Genomic DNA, 22,748 nt, shown 5'->3' on the forward strand with positions numbered 1-22,748 from the left:
CCTTCCGTAGACTCGAAGATCCAATGACGTCCGAACCAACCGTCGCCCCGTACGGAACCTGGCAGTCACCCATCTCCGCAGCATCGGTTGCTGCCGGATCCGTCCGTCTCGACGAGCCACGCATCGATGGTGACCGAGTGCTCTGGCTGGAATCCCGACCGTCGGACGGGGGCCGAACGGTCGTGGTCGAACGACAGAGAGAGGGTACGGTTCGAGATCTCACGCCGGACGGTTTCAACGTTCGCTCTCGGGTTCACGAGTACGGGGGTGGCGCATACCTCATCTCGGGAGAAGCGCTGTTCTTCTCCAACTGGAGTGATCAGCGCATCTATCGTCAAGACCCCGGGAACCGGCCGGTACCGATCACCCCTGAGCCTCCGGTACCTGCCGCATGGCGTTACGCAGACGGCAGACTCACACCCGACGGTCGATCGATCGTGTGCGTACGCGAGCGTCACGAGTCCGGGGAAACCATCAACGAGCTGGTCCAGGTCCCCACCGATGGCGCTACCGATCCTCGCATTCTCGTCGGTGGCCACGACTTTTTCTCGTCACCGCGTATCAGCAGGGACGGAACTCGACTCGCATGGCTCAGTTGGGATCATCCGAACATGCCTTGGGACGGTACCGAACTCTGGTCCGCCGAACTTCTTCCGGACTGTACGCTCGGAACACGAAGAAAAGTCTGCGGTGGGTCCGCCGAGTCGATCGTCCAGCCCGAGTGGGGTCCGGACGGTTCTCTCTATTGGCTCTCGGATCAGACGGGTTTCTGGAACCTGTACCGCGACAATGAACCCCTCGCACCGGTCGACGCAGACTGTGCCGGTCCGGCATGGATGCTCGGACGGACCTACTTCGGGTTTCTCGACGCTGGGCGCATTGCGATGACGATCACGGAGTCCGGCTTCGATCACGTCATCATCCTCAATAGCGATGGCAGCCACATTCGTCTGGATCTGCCTCTCGGCACGCATCGGGGCCGGCTCGCCACAGATGGGAAGAGCACCATTGTGGTGATCTCCGGGTCCCCTTCATCTCTCGACGCAGTTCGTGAGATCAACACCGTCACCGGCGAGATCAAACCCCTCGTGTCTGCGGGTTCTCTCGACCCGGCATACATCTCGGCAGCACAACCGATCAGATTCCCGACCGATGACGGTCCTGCACATGCTTTCTTCTACCCGCCTGCCAATGCCGATTTCGAAGGGCCGGACACAGAACTGCCCCCCCTGGTGGTCTTCAGCCACGGAGGTCCAACCGGTGCAACACGCCCGGATCTCGATCCGACGATCCAGTTCTTCACGAGCCGCGGCATCGCTGTCGTCGACGTCAACTATGGCGGCAGCACCGGATACGGTCGAGGGTACCGACAGCGTCTGCGCGGAACGTGGGGGATCGTCGATACGCGGGACTGCATCGCGGCAGCTCGTCATCTCGTATCGGAAGGCCTCGTGGACGGAGACCGCATGGCCATCAGGGGTGCAAGCGCCGGCGGTTTTACGACGCTGTCTGCGCTGACCTTTCATGACGTGTTCCAGGTCGGCGCCAGCTACTACGGCGTAGGAGACCTCGAGGCTCTTGCCCGCGATACGCACAAGTTCGAGGCGATGTACCTGGACAGCCTCATTGGACCATATCCACGGTATGCAGGGGCCTATCGCCAACGTTCACCGATCCACTTCACCGAGCGACTCTCCTGCCCCGTGATCCTCTTCCAGGGACTCGAGGACCAGGTCGTGCGCCCGGCACAGGCGGAGGCCATGGTCGCAGCCTTGAAGGAGCGCGGAATCCCGTACGCGTACGTGACCTTCAGGGGAGAACAGCACGGGTTTCGCCAGGCAGAGCACATAGCCCAAGCACTGAACGATGAACTTTCGTTCTACGGGCAGGCCCTCGGATTCACCCCGAGGGACATCCCTCTGCTCCTCAGACAGAACGTGACGACGACTCCATCGCGGACGCGAATCGGTGGATGGCGAGGTCCACGTTCCTGGCTTCGATCGTGAGGGGCGGCGTGAATCGAACGGCATCGGGTTTCACCGCGTTGACGACCAGTCCCTCTCTCAGCGCTGCCTCCGTCACGGCCACTGCGTTCGGTTGATCGAGGACCGCCGCCAGAAGCAGCCCCCGGCCGCGAACCTCACGCACGCCTCCGATTGCCGACAGCCCGGCTCGTAACTGCGCCGAACGGGCAAGGCAGTTTTCTTGCAGATCACGAGAATCGATTTCGTCGAGCACTGCACATGCGGCTGCACTGACGACCGGGCCGCCTCCGAATGTCGTTGCATGATCCCCGTACTCGAACGCGACGGCGACATCGCTGCGTGCGAGACAAGCACCGATCGGAAGCCCGTTGGCGAGACCCTTCGCGACAGTCGCAATGTCGGGCTCGAACCCGAGCGATTGCCATGAGAACCACGTGCCCGTCCGTCCGACACCGGCCTGCACGTCATCGACGATCATGGCCACGTCCGAGATGTCGCACAAATGTCGCACGGATCGGAGGTATCCCTCATCGAGCGGGAGGACTCCTCCCTCCCCTTGGATGGTCTCAACTATCACCGCTGCGGTGTTCGTCCCTATGACGGCGGCGAGAGCATCGATGTCTCCCGGAGGAACCTGTCGAAAGCCGGGCGGCAGTGGCTGGAAAGTTATCTGTTTTGAGGGCTGACCCGTAGCTGCGAGCGTTGCGAGCGTACGACCGTGAAAAGAACCGTCGAGCGTCACGATCTCGAACGCTTCCGGGCCCTTGCGTTTCTGTGACCACCTACGTGCAAGCTTGATGGCGCATTCGTTGGCAGTCGCTCCGTCGTTGGCGAAGAACACCTGGTCGAGACCGGAGAGTTCGCTCAAGCGCTCGGCGAGCACCACCTGAGGCTCCGTGTAGAAGAGGTTCGACACATGGACCAGCGTTCCCATCTGACGCTCGACTGCCTCTCGTATCCGTGGATTGGCGTGTCCCACCCCCGTGACGGCCAAACCCGCCAGGCAGTCGACGTAGAGGCGCCCCTCGTCGTCGAACAGCCACACGCCCTCACCACGTGTAAAGACGACGGAATGGCGCCGATACGTCTGCATCACAGCTCTTGCCTCGCGATGACGCAGTTCTTCAGACATCGTCAAACCGATGGATCATCGTCCCGATGCCTTCCGGCGTGAAGATCTCCAGCAGCGTCGCATGCTGGATGCGCCCGTCGAGGATGTGGGCCCGATGAACCCCTGCCTCCATCGCCGCGACGCAGGAGGCCAGCTTTGGGAGCATCCCGCCGCGCACCGTCCCGGAGTCGATCACCTCCTTCAGCTCCGCGAGTGTCAGCCGCTGGAGCAGCCCTTCCTGATTCTCGTGGTTCCGATACACGCCTTCGACATCCGTGAGATACACGAGCTTCTCCGCCCCGAGCGCCGCTGCGATCGCTCCTGCCGCCGTGTCTGCATTGACGTTGTACACCCTTCCGTCCTTCTCACTCCTGCCGAGCGGCGCCACAACCGGAACGAAGCCCGCATCGAGCATGTCCTCGAGGACACCGGGATTCACGTGCTCGATCTCACCGACGAGCCCCAGACGCTCATCCTTCGCTCTCACGGACAGCATCCTTCCGTCTATCCCCGTGACTCCCACCGCCTTCGCCTCGTGCCCGGTCAACAGCCGAACGATGTCTGGATTCACGATGCCTGCGAGGATCGATTGGACCACCTCCAGCGTCTCCCCGTCGGTCACGCGAAGCCCGTCGATCCAAGCGGTCTCGACGCCGGCCCGGCGAAGCGCCGTGGTGATCTGAGGTCCACCTCCATGAACGATGACCGGCCGAATCCCCACCGTTGAAAGCAGCGTGACATCACCGGCGAAACTCTGACGCAGGACCTCATCGTCCATTGCGGAGCCGCCGTACTTGATGACGACCGTCTTGCCGCGGTACTCCTGGATGTACGGCATCGCCTCCATCAGGATCCTGGCTTTCGCCATCGTGACGGCAATGAGTGGCCTCTCCGAATTCGGGGCGCTGTGACCCGTCGCCATCAGGACCGCTCCCCGTTGAGCTGCACATATTCCGGCGTCAGATCCGTAGTCAGCACTTCGGCCTTCCCTGGGCCATCCCCAATCCGTACGGAAACGGTGAAGTCGCCGACGACCAGGGCGCGTACGAGCGATTCCTCGTCGAAAGGAACGCCCATGCCCGCGCTCGCGACCAGATACTCGCCAAACCGGACTTCGACATGCTCCGGGTCGAATGCTGCGTCCGACACTCCGAGAGCGGCGACGATACGGCCCCAGTTCGGGTCGCCGCCGTAGAACGAAGCCCTCACAAGAGCGCTGTCCGCGATCGTCATCCCCGCGCTGCGAGCGTCGGCATCGGCGACCGCTCCCGAGATTCTGATCGTCACGACCTTCGATGCGCCTTCCGCGTCCTGTGCGATCTTCAACGCCAAGTCCTTGCATGCGCTCGTCAGAACATCGGCGAATGCTTCCCTGCTCGGTCGCCGTCCGCTCGCCCCCGAGGCAAGGACGACCACGGTGTCATTGGTCGACGTACAGCCGTCGATGTTGACCGAATTGAACGAAACGTCGACAGCCTCGCGCAGAACCGTCCCGAGCGTCGCGGCATCGACCTCCGCATCGGTTGTCAACACGGCGAGCATGGTCGCCATATCAGGGCGAAGCATGCCGGCACCCTTCGCCATCCCCCCGATGACGTATCCCCCACCATGACGCACCGTCTGCTTGGAGACCGTGTCCGTGGTCATGATCGCCTCCGCTGCGAAGTCGGCGTGCCGATTGCTGCTGCCACTCGTCGTGAAGAGACGCCCGATACCGTCACGCACGCGTTCGACGGGTAGATGCGATCCGATCGGTCCCGTCGAGCACGGCATCACGTCTTCCGGGCTGCAATCGAGAGCCTCGGCGGCAGCCCGAGTCGTGGCGAGCGCAGCCTCCATCCCCGCCGTGCCGGTGGCCGCATTCGCACATCCCGAGTTCAATAGAACGGCGCGGAGTCGGCCATCTGCGATGCGGCGTCTCGCGAGGACGACCGGAGGTGCCGCCGTTCGCGACTTCGTGAAGACCGCTGCAGCGGGAACGGCAGATTCTGCCATCACGATGGCCAGATCGCGATCGCCGTTTCCTTTGATGCCGACAGCGATCCCTCCGGCACTGAAGCCAACCGGCACGGTAACGCCACTCACGGCATCCATCCTGCTCGTGGTAGTCCCGCGGCTTCGGGAAGACCGAACATCAGGTTCGCCGCCTGCACTGCTTGTCCTGCAGCACCCTTGAGAAGGTTGTCGATCACCGATAGCACCACCGCCTGACCCGTATGTTCATCGACATAGGCGGTGACCATGGCCCTGTTCGATCCGACGACCCAACGCGTCTGGGGGGCTTCGTGCACGACATCGACGAACACCGCTTCCCGATAGGCCTCTTCGAGTCCATCGAGAAGATCCTCCCGAGACTGCGCCCGCGCCAGAGGAACGGTGCAAGTTGCGAGAATGCCCCGTTGCATCGGCACCAGATGGGGTGTGAACGTCACCTTCACCGGCATTGCCGCCGCCAATTCCAGCCCCATCTCTATCTCCGGCCTATGGCGATGCTGAGCTACGCCGTAGGCTCGCACTCCTTCGTCGACCGCCCCGAACAGTAGGTCCGATCGAAGTGATCGACCTGCACCCGACACGCCGGAAAGAGCATTCACCACGATCCCAGTCGACGCGACGAGACCATGGCGCACCAGCGGCGCCAGCCCGATGAGTGTGGCGGTCGGATAACACCCGGGAGCTGCCACCAGATCCGATCCCCTGACGTCGAAGAGTTCCGGCAGGCCGTAGGTCCACGCAGGGAGAGACTCGGGAACAGGATGCCGGGATCCGTAGGCCAGCGCGTACCGTTCCCCGGTGTCCATACGGAAATCACTCCCGAGATCAACGACCCTCATTCCCCGTTCTGCAAGCTCCAGTCCGGGATCGGCCGAGGCGCCGTGTGGCAGGGCCAGGAATGCCAGATCCGCCTCGGGGACGGCTGCAGGGTCGATCGGGCCCAGTATGCGGTCCCGGCCTACGAGGTGTGGCTGCACTTCCCCAAGTCTGCTCCCGGCCTGGGTGTGAGCGCCGAGATAGACGACTTCGAAACTCGGGTGGGTGTCGAGGAGACGCACCAGTTCACCACCTCCGTATCCGGAGGCCCCAAGAATCGCCACGGAGATGGTCGGGCCCGACATAAGCACAGGACTATACGCATGTATGTATCATTATGCAATCAATCCTGGGCCGAGTCCCTCTCGGCCCACCACTCTTCCACCAACCGGTACGCCTCTTCCTCGGAGTAGGGACCGTGCTCGATCCGATACTCGGTGAGCATGCGTATCGCCTCGCCAACGGCCGGCCCCGGTGGTATTCCCAAGAAGCGCATGACATCGTTCCCGTCGATCGGCGGTCTGAGTGCGTCGAGTTCCTCCTTCTTGCGAAGCTCCGCTATGCGCTCTTCGAGTTCGTCGATACGGTTCTGAATGGCCCTCGCTCTGGCAGCGTTGCGTGTGGTGATGTCGCATCGCACCAACTGGTTGAGATCCTCCAGCAGAGGCCCTGCGTCCCGAACGTACCTACGCACCGCCGAGTCCGTCCATCCCATTTTGAACGTGTGTGGCCGCAGGTGAAGAAAGACCAGACGCGAGACGTTCTCGACCTCGCTCTTCTTGAACCGCAATTCCTGCATGCGATCTCTCGCCATTCTGGCGCCGACGACCTCGTGGTGATGAAACGTCACACCACCGTCGCGGAACTCCCTCGTTTGTGGCTTGCCGACGTCGTGCAACAGTGCGGCGAGCCTGAGTTCCAGCTTCGGTTCGCATTTGTCGACGACGGCGAGCGTGTGGGCAAGGACGTCCTTGTGGCGATGAAGGGGATCTCTCGCCACCGCGAGGGCAGCGACCTCCGGCAGGAACTCCCCGGCGAGGCCACTGGTCACCATTGCTGCGAGTGCGGCTCCGGGCTGCGGAGCGAGGAGGAGTCGTGAGAGTTCGTCACGGATCCGTTCGGCAGAGATGATCGCCATTCTTCCGTGCATCTGGGTGACGGCTTTGAGAGCGCTCTCGGAAGGTTCGAATCCAAGTGTGGCCATGAACCTGAACAGCCGCAGCATTCGCAACGGATCATCCGAGAAGGAGATCTCCGGTCCCATCGGTGTCCGCAGAATCCCCCGGTGAAGGTCGGTGAGACCTCCATACGGGTCGATCATCTCCGGATGGGGCAGCAGTCTGAGGGCGACGGCGTTGACCGTGAAATCTCGCCGGGAGAGGTCCGTCTCGAGGTCGTCGGAGAACTCCACCCTCGGTTTGCGGCTCTTGTCCCGGTATACCTCCCTGCGAAATGTGGTGATCTCATGGGTCACGCCCCCCTTGATCACGCCAACGGTCCCGAATGCCTCCCCGACAGTGAAAGTCGAGTCCGCCCAGCCTGTCACCACTTCGAGGATTTGCTCCGGTCGAGCGTCGGTGGCGAAATCGAGATCACTGTGTTCGCGTCCGAGTAACAGGTCGCGTACCGATCCTCCGACAAGATAGAGGCGGAACCCCGCATCGATGAAGCGCTGCGAGATTTGGTGGGGAGTTCGATCTGCGTCGAGGAACCCGCTGAGACGTTCCGGAATCATCGCCTGCAGGATAGGCCGGGGGCGGCCGATGGCCGCCCCCGTATTGCTCCCCTACTCCATCGTTACGCCCGGATGAGACCCAACTGTTCGGTTTGCACACGGAAATCGTGTGGGTTGCTCGCAGAATCGATCGCTTCCTGGAAGCTGATCATGTCCTTCTTGTACAGCTCGAGGATTGCCTGGTCGAACGATTGCATGCCATAGAAGTCGCCTTCTCTAATCACGTCGGCGAGCGTGTGCGTGCTCTTCGCGTCGACGATGCGATCGAAGACGCGAGCGTTCATCGTCAACACCTCGACCGCAGGGACTCGCCCGTGACCGTCGGCCCGGTCGAGGAGACGCATGCTGACAACTCCACGCAACGTTCCCGCGATGAGCAGTCGTATCTGTTTCTGCTGGTACGGGGGAAAGAAATCGACGATGCGACTGATCGTCTCCGTCGCGTCGATCGTATGCAGCGACGAGAGCACGAGATGTCCGGTTTCTGCGGCCTTCAGCGCCGCACGAACCGTTTCTGCATCTCTCATCTCACCGATCATGATGATGTCGGGATCTTGCCGCAGAACGCGCTTGAGCGCCTCTGCAAAGTCCTCGGTATCCACACCGATCTCACGTTGGGAGACCATGCCCAGCTTGTCGGAGTGCAACACTTCGATAGGATCTTCGATGGTCAGGATATTGACCCGCTTCGTCGAGTTGATGTGATCGATCATTGCCGCCAGCGTCGTCGTCTTTCCGGAGCCGGTCGGTCCCGTCACCAACACCAGTCCTCGAGGTTCCGAGGCAAGCTTCTCCAACACGGGTGGCAGTCCGAGTTCTTCGAAGCCGGGACACTCCGATAGCACCCTGCGAATGACGATCGAGACCGATCCGCGCTGCCGGTACACGTTGACCCTGAACCTCCCGAGGCTCGACTTCCCGTATGCGAAGTCGGCTTCCCCTGAAGCTCGAAACTCCTCTGCGGCCCGGTCGCTGAACACCGCCTCTGCGAAGGCTTCCGTGTCCGAAGGAGTCAGGGTCGGCAGACTCGTGGGGTGCAACTCTCCATCGATGCGCATCACTGGGGGAGATCCGACCTTCAGATGAAGGTCGGATGCGTCCACTTCCTGCATTCTCGCCAACAACTCATCGATCGGTACGGTCATGCTCACTTCCTCGAATCACGCACCTTCAAATTATCGGCCGCGCTCCGAGTTCCTTGACCCCCTTGGGGTGGCCGTCAGAACTTCCAGTACGGCCGCTGCGCTTCCATGAGCAGGTCGAGAATCCTCCATGCTCCCTCTGGTGATTGCAGCCCTGTCCTCGAAGGAATGGGCTCCCCGGCAATCCCGGCGATGGTTGCCGTCACAGACCGTTCCATCGCTGCGAGGTTGTAACCACCTTCCAAGAACAGGATCAACCGTCGATCGGGGACCGTTACGCGTACCGCCGACGCCATCATCTGGTAGTCGCTCTCGAGCAGTGATGCCTCCGCTATCGGATCCTCGCTATGGCCGTCGTAGCCGGCGCTGACCAGGATCCAATCGGGCTCGAATTGTTCGAGGATCGGAATCACGGCCCGTGCAAAGGCTTCGGAGTAGAAATCTCCTGCCGTGTTTACGGGCACCGACAAGTTCACCGTCCTCCCGGCTCCGGGGCCGATACCGACCTCTTCGACCCATCCGGTCCCCGGGTAGAACGGGAACTGATGCAACGACACATACAGGACTGCCGGGTCCATCAAGAAGGTGTCCTGTGTGGCGTTTCCGTGATGAATGTCCCAGTCAACGATTGCGACGCGCTCTCCTTCGTCGGCAAGCATGCGGGCGGTGATTGCGATGTTGTTGAACAGGCAGAATCCCATTGCTCTGTCTGCAAGCGCGTGATGCCCCGGCGGTCGGATGGCAAGGAACGCCACCTCCGCACTCCCTGCACGCAACAGCTCCACGGCGGCAGGACCCGACCCGGCAGCTCGCAATGCCGCCTCCCAACTGCCCGGCCCTGCCGGCGTATCCGGATCCAACTCCACCCGGCCCTCCATCGAGGCTCTCCGCACCATCTCGATGTAGTCGGGTCGGTGCACGGTACGAAGCGCAACGGGGTCGATCATCGGCGAATCGATTCCTACGACTTCCAGATGGCCCGCCTGCACACCCCGAATGACCGCTGCCAGCCGCTCCGACCGTTCGGGATGCCATGGCCCCGTATCGTGCCGAAGCATCGCCTCGTGGGTGACCAGCAACACTCGCATGCCCCTACTCTGGCAGACGCAATGACGATCACAGTACGATTCGCCCATGGCCGGGAACCGTGATGCGACATACTGGTGAATGGCCCGGAAGCATCGTCTTGCGCCATGGACTGTCGAAATCCATTGCTCGACCGTGGAACAGGGATGTCCCGGACGCTCACCTCACGCTGATACGCGGCACGGCGGACTTCCTCTCGGAGTGTGCCGATCATCTCCGTGCGATGGGAGTTCCCTCGGTCGCTTCGTCGCCGCTGCCGTCATCCGCGACTCGCTTGTGGAAAGAAGCGGGGTACCGACCGTTCGAGCGTCTCGACGTGTTCGCCAGAGAGCTCACGGGAGATCTTCCTGATCCCGGTATCACCGTCGATGCGGAACGAGCACAAGACTGGGATGCGGTAGAGCGAGTCGATCGAAGCTCATTCGAGCCGTTCTGGCGTCTGGACGCCGCCGGCCTTCGAGAAGCATTCACGGCCGCCCCCCGCTCTGTGTTGCTGACGGCTCGCGCTCCGGATCTGCTCGGATTCTCCATCGTCGGTGTCGGGTCGGTCGCCGGATACCTCCAGCGAATCGCCGTAACCCCCGATGCGCAAGGCCGTGGCCTGGGCCGTTCGCTCGTTCGAGCTTCCATGCAGTGGGCTCACCGCCATGGAGCGAGGGAGATGCTGCTCAATACTCTGCCGAACAACGACACCGCTTCCGGTCTCTACGTCGACGAAGGGTTCTTCCAGCTCGACGACCACCTCGATATCCTTCGAAAGGGCTGACAAACCACATGATCCGCGTCGTGACCGACTCCGCCTGCGACCTCCCGGAAGAGATCATCGCCGCGCACGATATCGAAATCGTGCCTCTCACCATCAGATTCGGTGAGGAGACCTTCCTGGATCGCATCGAACTCTCCACCCCCTCGTTCTGGCATCGGGTGCGTTCCGCCGAATCCTTGCCGGAGACCTCCGCTCCAAGTGCCGGCCAGTTCCTCGAAACCTTCGAGCGCCTCGCCTCCCACAATGCCGACGGGATCGTCGTCATCAGTCTCTCGTCACGGCTCTCCGCCACCCATCAGGCGGCGCGGGTGGCTTCAGAACAGGTGAGGTCCATACCGGTCAAGGTCATCGATTCCCAGAACGCCACGACTGCCCTCGGATTCCAGGTACTCGAGGCCGCTCGCGCCGCCGCGAGTGGTGCCGATCTCGACCAGGTGGCCGACGCAGCCCGGGATGCCGTGCCAAAGACAAAGGCCTTCGCCGTACTTGATACGCTCGAGTTCCTCCGCCGCGGAGGCCGCATCGGGGCTGCTGTGGCCTTCTTCGGGACAGCGCTCCAGATCAAACCGATGATCGAACTCGCCGAAGGAATCGTGGTTCCTGCCGGCAGGGTGCGAACACGTTCAAAGGCCCTGGCGGCAGTTGCAGCTCGAATCGTCGACATTGGTCCAAGGCTCGAAGAAGTGGCGATCATCCACGCCGATGCCAAAGAGGAAGCCCAGCGTCTCGCCGCTCGATTGGAGACCTCCTGCCGTATCTCAATCGCAGAGATCGGCCCGGTCATCGGAGCACACACCGGACCTGGGACCATCGGAGCCGCGTATCGCGTCCGCTGAGTAATTCCCTACACGTAGGATCGCCATGAATGTCGCGGTTCGTATCCCAGAACTGACCGGGCCTTGTCAATCGACAGCAGCGTCTCGAACCCTTCGACCGGGCGCGTCAGCGGCACGTCGGGATACACGGCATTCATCAGCGTCCGGCTCGGTCGGTTCATGCACGTATCCGCCGCCGCGACCAGGAATGCCTCCGCTCCCGCAATCTCGGATTCCAACGCCAGGCGTGTCGCCTGGGCAACGTCGCGTGCATCCACGTATCCCCACAGATTCCAGGCACGAAGCCGCGGATCCTCCCAGAACCCGGGAAACCGTTCGTAGTCGGATTCGACCATTACGTTCGAGTAACGAAGCGCCACATACGGTATGCCCGACCACCGGTTGAATTGAACGGCCATCTCTTCACCGACCAGTTTTGCCAGCGCATAGTGAAACTCCGGCAACCGCGGGTGCTGCTCGTCGATTGGTGCATATCTCGGCTTCTCTCGTTCGAATGGTATGCCGATGAGTGTTTCACTCGATGCCCACACGACACGCTGCACGCCCCACATCGCCGAGGCCGAGAACACGTTGTAGGTGCTCATCGTGTTCACGCGAAAGGTCTCTCCATCCGGAAGGATGTTCGGAGCCGGAATCGCGGCCAAGTGGACAATGGCGTCTGCGCCCTCCAGGGCCTCCATGGTCTGGCCAAGATCGGTCAAGTCGGCAACCAGGGTGGGTGCGTCCGGATCCAGAGATGCTCCCTGGTCCACATTGAGGACCTCGTGACCATGATCGAGCAAGTCCTGGACGACGTGCACGCCCGCCTTCCCACTCCCGCCCGTAACCACGATCTTCATGCGGGCATCCTCTCTCGATCCGACTGCACACCCGACACTAGGAGGCTCGTCTTGCTCGCGGAACCGAGTACCGAGTACCTGGTACCGCCACGCACCATCGGCCCAAGACCACGGGGCGAGCGTAACGCCTCAGGCGTGACGGCCCCGCCGCAGGTGTACGCCACCCTCGGGGGGATCCTTACATGGGCTCCCCCTGCATGTAGTGTTCGTTCGCAGGGTTTCTACAGGAGGAGGCGACATGCCACCGCCGCTTCCAGATCGTTATCGGCTCGAGCAGAGGCTCGGGCGTGACGGCGATGTCGAGGAGTGGCTGGCCACCGACACGCTGCTCGATCGACCGGTTCTCATTCGAGCTCTTGGCCCAGAGACCACATCCCGGCGCAGAGAGCAGTTCGTCACATCGTTGCAGGGTGTGGCGGGCGTATCGCACATGCATCTCGCGAACGTGTATTCGGCCGCGCAGGTCGAGGGAGGTGCCTACTCCGTGACCGAGTGGACCGGCGGCATCACCATGCAGGACCGTCTCAGCGGCGGCGAGACCATGACTCCAGAGGAGTTCATCACCAACGCCGCCGGCCTCGCCGGTGCGCTGGCGGCAATGCATCAAGCTTCGGTGCTGCACGGGATGATCGACCCTTCCGCCATCAGATTCTCGAAGGCACATCCCGCCAAACTTGGGGCTTTCGGACGACTCCCCACCTCGACCGACGCCGCTTCCGACGTCACAGCGCTGGCCGACACGCTTCAGATCTGCTTGACCGGTGACCCGGGCACATTCACAGCACCATCACAACTCGTCGATGGAATCTCTGTAACGGTGGACGAGGCGCTCGCCGAGGCACGATCGGGTGATCTCGATGCTCGGGGGCTCGCCGAGGCACTTCAGGCCGCACCCAATGCACCAAAGGCTCCTGAACGTTCCTCCGGCTGGACGTGGCGCTGGCTGACTCCCGCCTTCCTGTTGCTCGTCCTGGCCGCCGGTCTCGTCACCCTCGGCCTTCTCCTCTCCTCTGGATCCGATTCACCCGCCTTGTTCCCTGCACGACCGCCGACATCGACCACGCCTGCCACGATTCTTCCCCCGATGACCACGACCTCGACGACCGCTCCCCGATCGACCTCGGCCGTCTCGATCGGCGAAACCATGGTGCTCGATCCATACGGGGACAACGCCGAACACGACGCCAAGCTCCCCCTTCTCACCGATGGAGACATCACGACGTCATGGAGGACCGAGCGCTACTACGATCCTCTGCCGCTCATCAAACAGGGTGTTGGGATCGTCTTCGCGGTCACGGGCACTCCGACGACGTTCCGAGCCAAGGCGATGAGTAACGGCACCACCTACAGTTTGCTGTGGGCACAGGAGATGCCGGCCGAATTCGCCGGCTGGGCTCGGATCGCCGGAGGGACCGTCGCCGGAGGAAGTATCTCTTTGCAGCTCCCGCGTCGCGACGGAGGTTTCTGGTTGCTCTGGCTGACCGATCTTCCCCAACAGGACGACGGCTACTTCACATCGATCGGCGAAATCGAATTCAGCTCATGAGCAGTGATCAAGTACTCCTGGACCGCTTCTTGGCCGGAGACCGTCGTGCCTTCGACGAGCTGATGCTGCGCCATGAGGATCGTGTCTTCGGACTCGGTTTCCGCATGCTCGGCAACCGAGAGGACGCCCTCGATGCCACCCAGCAGACCTTCCTCACCGTCTTCCGAAAAGCCCATCAGTTCTCAGGTCGCTCAACGTTCGCAACGTGGCTGTACCGAGTGGCAATGAACACCTGCTACGACCGTCTTCGCAAGGCCAAACGTAGGCGTACGGTCCCTATGCCGGAATCCTCAGATCCGCCTGACCTGGCATCACAGGACGCTCTCACCTCTGCCGAACTCCGTCCCGACCTCATCGAGGCGCTTACCTCACTGCAACCGGAGTTTCGCGCCGCGGTCATGCTTGTCGACCTCGAGGACCTTCCTTTCGAGGAAGTTGCGCAAATCCTCGACGTGCCCATCGGTACGGTGAAATCGCGCGTCCACCGCGGCAGGAAACTTCTCGCCGCAACACTCCGGAACTTTCGCGATGTCTCCGTGCATCAAAAGGACGATGACCATGCATGATCACGACATCGAACGCATCGCAGCCGTTGCCGAAGAACGGCTCACCGAGAGCGAACTCGCTGCTGCCGAAGCGGCCATTGCCTCCTGCGAACGTTGCTCTCGCGACCTCGAGGATCACCGCTTGGCGCTCACCTTCATGGGTCAGGCTCCGAAGCCGGCAATGACAGAACTCGAACGGGCATCACTTCACCGAGCCATCCGTCAGGTCACTGCGCCCAAGCCAACACGTTGGATGCGCCTCGTCCCTGCCTTTGCCGCGGCAGCAGCTCTCGTGATGGTGCTGGGTGTCGCTTCATTGCTCGGTCGCGGAGGTGACGTCAATATCGAGACGCTCGCTCCTGCGGCCATGGACTCGACCACCTCCGCCACCGCCAAGAGCAGCGAAGACTCCGTCCCCCAGCAGGAGAGCGCTCGTGATTTCTCCGCTGCCCCCGCACCGGCGGGATTCACCCCAGACCTGCCCGCACTCGCCGGGCAGCTTCGTTCCCTCCCTGATTCTTCCACTCTCGAGGAGTATGCGTGCGACCCGGAAGCGTTGCAGGAAGCGACTCGGCCCCCCGTCGCCGTTGCCGACGTCATGATCGAAGGCCGCGCCGCCCTGCTCTACGTCTATCCAAGAACCGCCCTCGTATTCGACGCTGAAACCTGCGACCTGCTCCAACGAATTCCAGCCCAGTAACGGGGTCCGATCGACTCGATCGAGACTCACCCGAGCTGCCGGGTCATGGGAACTGTCACACCATCTACGAATTCGGAGCTCGCCGACCGTGGCTCACCACCCCGTTGGCGACTCCGAACTCCACACAGATTGTCTTAGGTGTGCGGCTATCCTGAATAGCTCTATGAACGACATGGCTACTCGCTTCGCGGACCTCCTCGAGACTGTTGCCACAAAGATCCGCTCACTCACCGTCGATCGGCTCGCCCGGGCCATTCGGATAGCGACAGCGGGTCTGGTGGCATTTGTCTTGGTGGTGATCGCTCTCATCTACCTGGTCGTGGCAATCTTCCGGGCGGTCTCCGTCCCTTTGACCATGGAAGGCGCTTACGCTGCATTCGGTGGACTATTCCTCATCGCCGGCGTGTTCGTGTGGCAGAAGCGCAAACCCAAGGAAGACAATGACTGAAGAAATCATCATCGTCGGATCGGGCCCCGCCGGGCTCACCGCGGCCCTCTACGCAGCAAGGGGTGGCAATACTCCCCTCGTCATTGAAGGCAGTCAGGCGGGCGGGCAACTGATGCTCACCACCGAAATCGAGAACTTCCCCGGTTTCCCAGATGGCCTCCTGGGACCGGAACTCATGGATCGCATGCGCAAACAGGCCGAACGCTTTGGTGCGCGCATGATTACTTCTGACGTTTCGAAAGTCGATCTCGGTGTTTCTCCATTCAACGTGTGGATCGGTGATGATGCGTATTCGGCTCGATCCATCATCGTGTCCACAGGGGCTTCGGCCAAGTGGCTGGGGATCCCCGGCGAGGACCGCCTACTTGGCCGCGGTGTTTCATCCTGCGCGACCTGTGATGGCTTCTTCTTCCGGGACCAGGAGATCATCGTCGTGGGTGGAGGAGATACGGCCATGGAGGAAGCCCTCTTCTTGACCACTTTTGCCACGACAGTCCATATCGTGCATCGGCGCGACCAGTTCCGCGCTTCGGCGGTCATGACACAACGAGCACTCGCACATCCGAAAATCAACGTGATCTGGGATACGGTGCTCGAAGAAGTCCTCGGTGAGGATGAAGTCACCGCGGTACGCCTCCGCAACGTCAAGACCGATGCGGTAACCGAGATGCCGATCAGTGGCGTGTTCGTCGCCATCGGCCACAAGCCGAACACCGATCTGTTCAGAGGACAGCTCGAGATGGACGAAGTCGGCTATCTGTCCCTCACCGGTCCCGCTTCAACCCAGACGTCCGTTGCCGGCGTGTTTGCGGCCGGGGATGTCGCCGATTCTCTCTACCGTCAGGCGATTACGGCCGCCGGGACAGGAGCAAGAGCCGCCATCGACGCTCGCCGATGGCTCGAAGCACAGCAATGAACCAGAACCACCACAGGCTCTACGACACGATCTGAGGAGGCCCCTCTTGGCCGAGCACACCCTGACCATCACGACCGACAATTTCGCTGACGCCATCGACACAGACACACCGATCCTGATCGACTTCTGGGCCGAGTGGTGCGGCCCATGCCGGATGGTTGCACCGATTCTCGACGAGATCGCCAGTGAGTATCCCGGCAAGATCACCATCGGAAAACTCAACGTCGATGAGAACCCTTCCTTGGCCGCAGCCCACGACGTCATGAGTATTCCCACCATGATTCTCTTCGACAAGGGAAAAGAACAGCGACGAATCGTCGGTGCCCGTCCAAAGCACGCCATGGTGGCCGAGCTCGCACAATTCCTCAGATAAGGCCTGTCTCTGCACCAGTTACAGCAAGGGCAAGCGTGACGGCTCCCTCGGCACGCCGGGTGCGCTGCCGAGTACCTTCTTGTTTGTGAACCTGCAACGATGAGAGCTATGAGGCTCTACCGTGTCGGCTCATCAGGAGCGCCCATTCGCGACATCCAGATCCGACTGGGCGCGCTCGGGTTTCCTTGCAGCAGCGATCCGCCCGGCGAGTTTCGCGAGGCCACGCGACTGGCCGTCATCTCTTTCCAGTCAGAACGAGGGCTTCCTGCAGACGGGATCATCGGACAGGACACGTGGCGAGCCCTCTACGAGGCCGGATACAAGCTCGGTGACCGGCTCCTCTACAACAAACGGCCCATGTTCCGAGGCGATGACGTCGCAGAACTTCAACGCCGGCTCAATGCTCTCGGTTTCGATGCGGGCAAGGTCGACGGTATCTTCGGTCCGAACACGGTTCGTGCAGTACTCGAATTCCAGCAGAACCGATGGCTCTCCGAGGACGGTGTCGCAGGACCCGAGATCGTCGCCGAACTCGATCTCGTCTCCAAAGCCACACGAAAGACCGGCCGCGACGCGATCCGTGAGCGAGAGTGGCTCCGCGGTCTCCCCCGCTCGATTGCAGGAGCACGTGTCTTCATCGATGCCGCCTGTGGGCTGGATGAAGAGGCGCAGGCCACATGGGAGGCGGCCGTCTCAACCGCAACGACCATCCAGGAACTGGGAGCTATCCCTCTCCTCGCTCGCAGCGCGGACGCCAGACCACCCGAGAGAATCCGAGCCCTACGCGCCAATCGCCTCGGAGCCGACCTCATCGTTGGTTTCCGGTTCCCTGCAGGTACAGACCCTCTCATCACTTTCTTCGCCTCGTCCAAGAGTCACAGCGAGGCAGGTGCCGCTCTCGCATCACATCTCGGCGCTGAGCTCTCCTTGCCTGTCAACGGACGCGCCCAGTCGCTTCTCAAAGAAACCCGGGCCCCCGCCGTGGTGATCTGTCATCCCTCTCCCGACGCCGAACTTGGAGTCTCTGTGGCGCGAGCACTCTCCTCATTCTTCTCCCATGCAAGAGATCTCACCGACGACTGAGTGCACCTCCTTGGAAGCCGACCTATTACGTCACGTGACGGTACTGGGTCCAGCAGGAGGGGTTTGGCCGGCAACATCGGGATTTCGACCTCGCTCGCTCATCGCGGACCTCTAGAGAAGATCTTTGAAGATTCTCTCCAAATCATCCAGGGAAGAGAACTCGATGGAGATCCTTCCCTTTTTCTTTGCTCCGTAACGAATATGGACCGGAGCCTTGAGCGAATCTTGAAGCCGTTCTTCCAGAGCGATGATCGCCGCAGGTCGCGCGGCCCTCACCCTTCTCGATTTCTCCCCCACCCTATTGCGAACCCGAACAGCGTCCTCAACCTGTCGAACCGACCAGCCTTCCTCCGCCGCCTTGTGGGCCACATGCTCGCAGAATGCCCGATCTTCCAACCCAAGAAGCGCTCGTGCGTGACCTCCGGTCAGCTCGCCACGTTCCAGCATCCCTTGTATCGATGCGGGTAGCTGTAGTAGACGCAGAGCATTGGTCACAGCGGAACGAGACTTCCCGACCCTCCTCCCGATCTCTTCGTGCGTCAATAAGAAGTCGTCGAGTAGCTGTTGATAGGCAGCGGCTTCCTCGAGCACCGTGAGGTCTTCCCTCTGGAGATTCTCGATCAACGCTTCCGTCAGGAGCTTGTCGTCCTCTCCTTGTCTGATGATGACGGGCAACTCGGAGAGACCGACTCTCCGGGCGGCGCGGAGCCTACGCTCTCCGGCCACCAGCGTGTAGACCCCTTCGTCGTTGTCGTTCACGATTATCGGTTGGAGCAGCCCCACCTCCTGAATCGAAGCGGCCAACGATGCCAGTGCCTCTTCGTCGAAGTTCTCCCTCGGTTGGCGCGGATTCGGCCGTATCTTCTCGATCGGAATGATTGAGAACGTACGTTCGGCCTTAGGAATCAGCGCTTCCAGGCCGCGACCAAGGCCGCTCTTTCTAGTCGGCATGCTCGCCTCCCTCATGGCGATCCACGAACTCTCTCCCAAGTTGTCGGTAGGCAATGGCGCCGCGGCTCATCGGATCAAAGGCTTCGATCGGCTGCCCGTACGAAGGCGCCTCAGACAGTCGGACCGACCTGGGAATGACCGTGCGGTAGGCAACTTCTCCGAAAAACTCTCTCACCTGCGCAACGACATCGGCCGACAGATTCGTCCTTCCGTCATACATCGTCAGTACGACACCCCCGATTCGCAGGTCCGGATTGAGGTTTCCACTGACCAGTTCGATATTCTGCATCAACTGGCTCAGGCCCTCGAGGGCGTAATACTCACACTGGATCGGGATGAGCACCTCGTCTGCTGCGGCGAGTGCATTCACCGTAAGAAGGCCCAACGACGGCGGGCAATCCATGAGTATGAAATCGTACTCCCCATTCAGATCTCGCAGTGCGTTCTGCAGTCGAAGCTCTCTAGAGAACATCGAAACCAACTCGATCTCTGCGCCGGCTAGATCGATCGTGGCGGGGACAACGAAGAGGTCTCGATAGCTCGTTCCCTCAACTGCATCCTCGATTGCGGCGCCGCCGACCAGGACGTCGTACGTGGATACGCTCACCGATGCACGATCTACACCAAATCCTGACGTGGCGTTTCCTTGCGGATCCAGGTCGACGACCAAGATGCGTTTCCCTTGAAAGGCAAGGGTTGCTGCAAGGTTGATGGCGGTCGTGGATTTACCCACCCCGCCCTTCTGATTGGTGATCGCGACGATCGATGTGTGTCTGTCAGTCTCCACAGTGCTGCATGATAAGCAGCCATCCTGAAGGGTCAAGGACCTGGACTTCCACGATACGTCCGCCAAGCTCTTGCCAGCGCGGATCTGCGGTACGACGATGTGCCAACCCGATGACCGCCTTCCCCCCAGGCATCAGCACGTTCGCCATCACTTCCACCGCATCGGAAGGACCAAGCACGGCTCGCATGGTGACCGCCTCACATGCCCGCTGCTCCCGCACGTCCCCGACCAACGCCTCGGTGTTCGCCAACCCGAGCACCCGGATTGCCCTTCTCAACAGTCGTACACGCTTCGTCGACCGATCCAGCAGCGTGACGGCCGTTTGAGGAAACGCCACTGCGACCGGGATCCCCGGCAATCCAGCTCCAGAGCCGGCGTCGATCAGCCGCTTCGGTGGATGATCCCTCCATCCGATACAAAAACTCAGGGCGTCCACGATATGGCGGGTCCAGAGACGATCGCCTTCAGTGGGGGAGAGGAGCCCCGCCGGAATTGCCTCTTGAGTGAGCCACCGCTCGAATTCCTTCAGTAGCTCCCACTGCTCAGGACGAAGATCGACCCCCAACCACTCACTGATTCGCGGTTGAGGGTCATGTTTCACGTGAAACTCGAGGGTTCAGTCCTTCGGTGACAGGACGACCGAACGGTGTGGTTCCTCACCTTCGGAGTACGTTTGCACTCCCTCGATATCCGCAACGGCGTCGTGAATCACTTTACGCTCGGCCGCGTTCATCGGTTCGAGCATGATCTCGGACTGCTCCTCGATCACCTGTTCTGCCAATCGGCGCGCGTAGATACGCAACGCTTCTTTCCGACGTTCCTGGTAACCACCAATATCCAGACGGATTCGGGCGGACTCCCTCGTCTTTCGCTGGATCACCGTCTTGCAGAGTTCGTGAACCGCCTGCAACACCGACCCGTGTGGGCCGATCAATGCCTCTGCCTGACTTCCAGCCACATCTGCGTAGATGATGTCGTCCTCGACCCTTGTCGTTACTTCGCCTTCCAGCCCGAACGCTTCCAGCAATCCACGTAAGAAGGACCCAACAACCTCAGCCTGCTCCTCACGCACCTTCTTGCCCTCCTCGCCGGATGGTTCCTGCCGCTTCTGTTCTCTCTGCGGCTTCTTCTGTTCTCTCTGCGGCTTCTTCTGCTGTTTCTGGCGTCCGCCTTCGCCTTTTGACTCAGCTTTCTTGGCCCGTTGCTCGCCGGGCTTCGTGTTCTTCGAGCGCCGACGACGCCGCTTCGGCTTCGCTTGCACCCTCACTACGGCGTCCTTACGCCCCAGACCAAGGAATCCGCGCTCGGCGTCCTGCAGAACTTCAACGTTCGCCTGGTCAGGGGAAGTCAACCCCAGTTCCTCGACCGCAGCCTGGACAGCAAGTTCGACCGTCGGTCCTCTGACCTCAACCCATTCCACGATTACTTCCTCCTCCGACGTTTACGCTTCTTCTGAGACCCCTGCCGTCTCCCCTCAGGCTTCTCCTCGACATCCTTGTCGACATCCTCTTCCTCAACCTTCGGTGAGTCAGGTCGCCCGTCGAGTTTGAAGATCAGCGACTGTTGGCCAATACGAAACAAGTTGGAGGTCACGAAATACAGATTCAGGCCCGCCGGAAAACTGAAGGAGAAGACACCGAAGAGCAGTGGCATCATCTTTGTCATCAGCTGCGCCTGCTGCCCCGCTCCGTCGGATGACGCCGGCATAGCTTGTTTGGACTGAATCCAACCTGAACCGACGACGAGAAGTACTACCAGCAGATAGGGGATGGCTCCCACCCATCCCAACGCCAGTGCATCTTTCGGGGTCACACCGAGATCCATGCCCAAGAACGAAGGGAGTCCTGCTTGGAGGGCATGGATAATATTGGATCCTTCCGGCATGAATTGTTCAGGGCTCCGCAGAAGTCGAAACAGCCCAAACCAGATCGGCATCTGGACAAGCATCGGGAGCACGCAGCCGGCAGGACTGACGCCCTTCTCTTTGTAGAGGGCCATCATCTCCTTGTTCAGCGTCTCGGGCTCTTCCTTGTGTTTCTTCTGGAGTTTCTTGACTTCTGGCTGAATCTCCTGCATCGCCCGCGTCGACCGAGTCTGTTTCAGTGTCAACGGGAACAGGATGATGTTGATCAACAACGTCAGGAAAATGATGGAAATCCCGTAGTTCGGGATGATGTCGTAGAACAGGCTCATCGGGAGCCCGATCATGCGGGCAAGTGAATCCAACATCAGCCATCACCTCGCGTCGGCACCGGGTCGTAGCCCACCTCGCTAAGAGGGTGACAGCGAGCGATGCGTTTGGACGCCATCCATCCTCCCTTGATTACTCCGAACCGCCCCACCGCTTCCAAGGCGTACTGTGAGCACGTCGGGGTGTAGCGACAACTCTTCCCGAGTGCAGGCGAGAGGAGACGTTGATACGCCCGGATCAATGCTCGCACAACAAGTGCAGCGGGCCCACGAACCTTTTCGCTCACGTATTCGACTCCTTCTCGACCGTAACTTCCAACCACCGCACCAAGACCCCAAACGGTGCATCGAGAACCTGCTTGGAAGCAATCACAATGTAGCTTCCCTTCGGTAACGGCAGGGAATCGAGCGCCGCTCGTATGCGTCGTCTGGCCCGATTACGTTGTACGGCACCGCCCACCTTCCTTCTGCTCGCGACGATTCCCACGGCCGGCACATTGCCGCGGCCGGGGCCGCGGATGACGGTGACGCCTCCTTGGCGTCGCCGTACACCTGTGCCGAATACGTCGGCAAAACGCTTGCGGCCTCGAAGGGGGAGGTACTGACGACCGCTACGCGGAGAGGCGCTGCCGGCCTTTGCGCCGGCGGCGTTCGAGGACGGCGCGGCCTCCTCGGGTTCGGAGACGAGCCCGGAACCCATGCTTTCGTTTTCTGCGTCGAACATTCGGTTGGTACGTACGTTTCATGGCGAATCCAGAAAGGGTGTGGAAGTGCGCTGAGAGGTTACGGGGGGGTATCATCGTTGTCAAAGGACCGTCGAAACCTCACTGTGGAAAACGCGAAGTTTTTTCTCAGGTCGCGAAATTCAGTTTCTTGCTCGATGGCGTTCTCTGGCCAC

The 22,748-nt window shown here is 61.2% G+C and carries 26 protein-coding genes; 10 read left to right on the plus strand and 16 right to left on the minus strand.

The features are described 5' to 3' along the window. Window positions 1–23: 23 nt before the first annotated feature. Window positions 24–2,006: a prolyl oligopeptidase family serine peptidase gene (locus tag GWP04_00245; protein ID NIA23978.1), complete on the plus strand. Its 1,983-nt coding sequence runs from the start codon at window positions 24–26 to the stop codon at window positions 2,004–2,006. Here GWP04_00245 and GWP04_00250 read toward each other — a convergent pair. The 7 genes from GWP04_00250 to GWP04_00280 form a co-directional block, all read right to left on the minus strand. After that, window positions 1,927–3,117, minus strand: a complete 1,191-nt coding sequence (locus GWP04_00250; GenBank protein ID NIA23979.1) for an acetylornithine/succinylornithine family transaminase — start codon at window positions 3,115–3,117, stop codon at window positions 1,927–1,929. The two genes, GWP04_00245 and GWP04_00250, sit on opposite strands and share 80 nt — an antisense overlap. Continuing rightward, window positions 3,110–3,964: an acetylglutamate kinase gene (gene argB / locus GWP04_00255; protein ID NIA23980.1), complete on the minus strand. Its 855-nt coding sequence runs from the start codon at window positions 3,962–3,964 to the stop codon at window positions 3,110–3,112. Before argB ends, GWP04_00250 begins: the two co-directional genes overlap by 8 nt. A 53-nt stretch (window positions 3,965–4,017) precedes the next feature. Continuing rightward, window positions 4,018–5,181, minus strand: coding sequence for a bifunctional glutamate N-acetyltransferase/amino-acid acetyltransferase ArgJ (gene argJ / locus GWP04_00260; GenBank protein NIA23981.1), 1,164 nt, complete (start codon window positions 5,179–5,181; stop codon window positions 4,018–4,020). Beyond that, complete coding sequence (locus tag GWP04_00265; GenBank protein NIA23982.1) at window positions 5,178–6,212, minus strand: N-acetyl-gamma-glutamyl-phosphate reductase; 1,035 nt, start codon at window positions 6,210–6,212, stop codon at window positions 5,178–5,180. The genes argJ and GWP04_00265 overlap by 4 nt, the downstream gene beginning before the upstream one ends. Window positions 6,213–6,250: 38 nt before the next feature. Then, the gene (locus GWP04_00270; protein NIA23983.1) at window positions 6,251–7,642 is read right to left on the minus strand and encodes a CCA tRNA nucleotidyltransferase; all 1,392 of its coding nucleotides are present in this window, start codon (window positions 7,640–7,642) and stop codon (window positions 6,251–6,253) included. Window positions 7,643–7,704: 62 nt separating this feature from the next. Then, window positions 7,705–8,787, minus strand: a complete 1,083-nt coding sequence (locus GWP04_00275; protein NIA23984.1) for a PilT/PilU family type 4a pilus ATPase — start codon at window positions 8,785–8,787, stop codon at window positions 7,705–7,707. A gap of 74 nt (window positions 8,788–8,861) precedes the next feature. After that, a complete protein-coding gene (locus tag GWP04_00280; GenBank protein NIA23985.1) occupies window positions 8,862–9,872 on the minus strand; it encodes a histone deacetylase in 1,011 nt (336 codons plus the stop codon). A 62-nt stretch (window positions 9,873–9,934) separates the two neighbouring features. On the opposite strand from GWP04_00280, the gene GWP04_00285 reads away from it, so the two are divergent. Both GWP04_00285 and GWP04_00290 read left to right on the plus strand, forming a co-directional pair. Continuing rightward, on the plus strand, window positions 9,935–10,636 hold the full coding sequence (locus GWP04_00285) for a GNAT family N-acetyltransferase (protein NIA23986.1): 702 nt from the start codon (window positions 9,935–9,937) through the stop codon (window positions 10,634–10,636). Window positions 10,637–10,656: 20 nt separating this feature from the next. Continuing rightward, window positions 10,657–11,472 (plus strand): DegV family EDD domain-containing protein, encoded by an 816-nt coding sequence (locus tag GWP04_00290; protein ID NIA23987.1) that lies wholly within the window; start codon window positions 10,657–10,659, stop codon window positions 11,470–11,472. 8 nt (window positions 11,473–11,480) lie between these two features. Here the strand turns inward: GWP04_00290 and GWP04_00295 are convergent, their stop codons facing one another. Then, a complete protein-coding gene (locus tag GWP04_00295) occupies window positions 11,481–12,311 on the minus strand; it encodes an NAD-dependent epimerase/dehydratase family protein (GenBank protein ID NIA23988.1) in 831 nt (276 codons plus the stop codon). A gap of 238 nt (window positions 12,312–12,549) precedes the next feature. On the opposite strand from GWP04_00295, the gene GWP04_00300 reads away from it, so the two are divergent. From GWP04_00300 to GWP04_00330, 7 genes are all read left to right on the plus strand, one after another. Continuing rightward, the gene (locus tag GWP04_00300) at window positions 12,550–13,857 is read left to right on the plus strand and encodes a hypothetical protein (GenBank protein NIA23989.1); all 1,308 of its coding nucleotides are present in this window, start codon (window positions 12,550–12,552) and stop codon (window positions 13,855–13,857) included. Beyond that, the gene (locus GWP04_00305) at window positions 13,854–14,423 is read left to right on the plus strand and encodes a sigma-70 family RNA polymerase sigma factor (GenBank protein ID NIA23990.1); all 570 of its coding nucleotides are present in this window, start codon (window positions 13,854–13,856) and stop codon (window positions 14,421–14,423) included. The genes GWP04_00300 and GWP04_00305 overlap by 4 nt, the downstream gene beginning before the upstream one ends. Beyond that, a complete protein-coding gene (locus GWP04_00310) occupies window positions 14,416–15,102 on the plus strand; it encodes a hypothetical protein (protein ID NIA23991.1) in 687 nt (228 codons plus the stop codon). The genes GWP04_00305 and GWP04_00310 overlap by 8 nt, the downstream gene beginning before the upstream one ends. Window positions 15,103–15,265: 163 nt before the next feature. After that, window positions 15,266–15,550, plus strand: a complete 285-nt coding sequence (locus tag GWP04_00315; GenBank protein ID NIA23992.1) for a hypothetical protein — start codon at window positions 15,266–15,268, stop codon at window positions 15,548–15,550. Continuing rightward, window positions 15,543–16,466, plus strand: a complete 924-nt coding sequence (trxB, locus tag GWP04_00320) for a thioredoxin-disulfide reductase (protein NIA23993.1) — start codon at window positions 15,543–15,545, stop codon at window positions 16,464–16,466. Before GWP04_00315 ends, trxB begins: the two co-directional genes overlap by 8 nt. After that, window positions 16,369–16,839, plus strand: coding sequence for a thioredoxin (trxA, locus tag GWP04_00325; protein NIA23994.1), 471 nt, complete (start codon window positions 16,369–16,371; stop codon window positions 16,837–16,839). Before trxB ends, trxA begins: the two co-directional genes overlap by 98 nt. Before the next feature lie 108 nt (window positions 16,840–16,947). Then, window positions 16,948–17,922, plus strand: coding sequence for a hypothetical protein (locus tag GWP04_00330; GenBank protein NIA23995.1), 975 nt, complete (start codon window positions 16,948–16,950; stop codon window positions 17,920–17,922). Between the two features lie 111 nt (window positions 17,923–18,033). Here the strand turns inward: GWP04_00330 and GWP04_00335 are convergent, their stop codons facing one another. The 8 genes from GWP04_00335 to rpmH are packed head-to-tail and all read right to left on the minus strand — an operon-like array spanning window position 18,034 to window position 22,596. After that, window positions 18,034–18,873, minus strand: coding sequence for a ParB/RepB/Spo0J family partition protein (locus GWP04_00335; protein NIA23996.1), 840 nt, complete (start codon window positions 18,871–18,873; stop codon window positions 18,034–18,036). After that, window positions 18,863–19,636 carry an AAA family ATPase gene (locus GWP04_00340; GenBank protein ID NIA23997.1) on the minus strand — a complete coding sequence of 258 codons (774 nt, stop codon included), beginning with the start codon at window positions 19,634–19,636 and terminating at the stop codon, window positions 18,863–18,865. The genes GWP04_00335 and GWP04_00340 overlap by 11 nt, the downstream gene beginning before the upstream one ends. A 13-nt stretch (window positions 19,637–19,649) precedes the next feature. Then, window positions 19,650–20,261 carry a hypothetical protein gene (locus GWP04_00345; protein NIA23998.1) on the minus strand — a complete coding sequence of 204 codons (612 nt, stop codon included), beginning with the start codon at window positions 20,259–20,261 and terminating at the stop codon, window positions 19,650–19,652. Between the two features lie 15 nt (window positions 20,262–20,276). Further along, entirely contained in the window at window positions 20,277–21,080 is an 804-nt protein-coding gene (locus tag GWP04_00350) for a hypothetical protein (GenBank protein ID NIA23999.1), read from the minus strand. A 2-nt stretch (window positions 21,081–21,082) separates the two neighbouring features. Next, window positions 21,083–21,889, minus strand: a complete 807-nt coding sequence (gene yidC, locus GWP04_00355; protein NIA24000.1) for a membrane protein insertase YidC — start codon at window positions 21,887–21,889, stop codon at window positions 21,083–21,085. Then, on the minus strand, window positions 21,889–22,137 hold the full coding sequence (gene yidD, locus GWP04_00360; GenBank protein ID NIA24001.1) for a membrane protein insertion efficiency factor YidD: 249 nt from the start codon (window positions 22,135–22,137) through the stop codon (window positions 21,889–21,891). The genes yidC and yidD overlap by 1 nt, the downstream gene beginning before the upstream one ends. Next, window positions 22,134–22,550, minus strand: a complete 417-nt coding sequence (locus GWP04_00365; GenBank protein ID NIA24002.1) for a hypothetical protein — start codon at window positions 22,548–22,550, stop codon at window positions 22,134–22,136. The genes yidD and GWP04_00365 overlap by 4 nt, the downstream gene beginning before the upstream one ends. Continuing rightward, complete coding sequence (gene rpmH / locus GWP04_00370; GenBank protein NIA24003.1) at window positions 22,462–22,596, minus strand: 50S ribosomal protein L34; 135 nt, start codon at window positions 22,594–22,596, stop codon at window positions 22,462–22,464. The genes GWP04_00365 and rpmH overlap by 89 nt, the downstream gene beginning before the upstream one ends. Window positions 22,597–22,748: the final 152 nt, after the last annotated feature.

Source organism: Gammaproteobacteria bacterium (assembly GCA_011682695.1).
In the GTDB taxonomy this organism is placed as follows: domain Bacteria; phylum Actinomycetota; class Acidimicrobiia; order Spongiisociales; family UBA4744; genus BMS3Bbin01.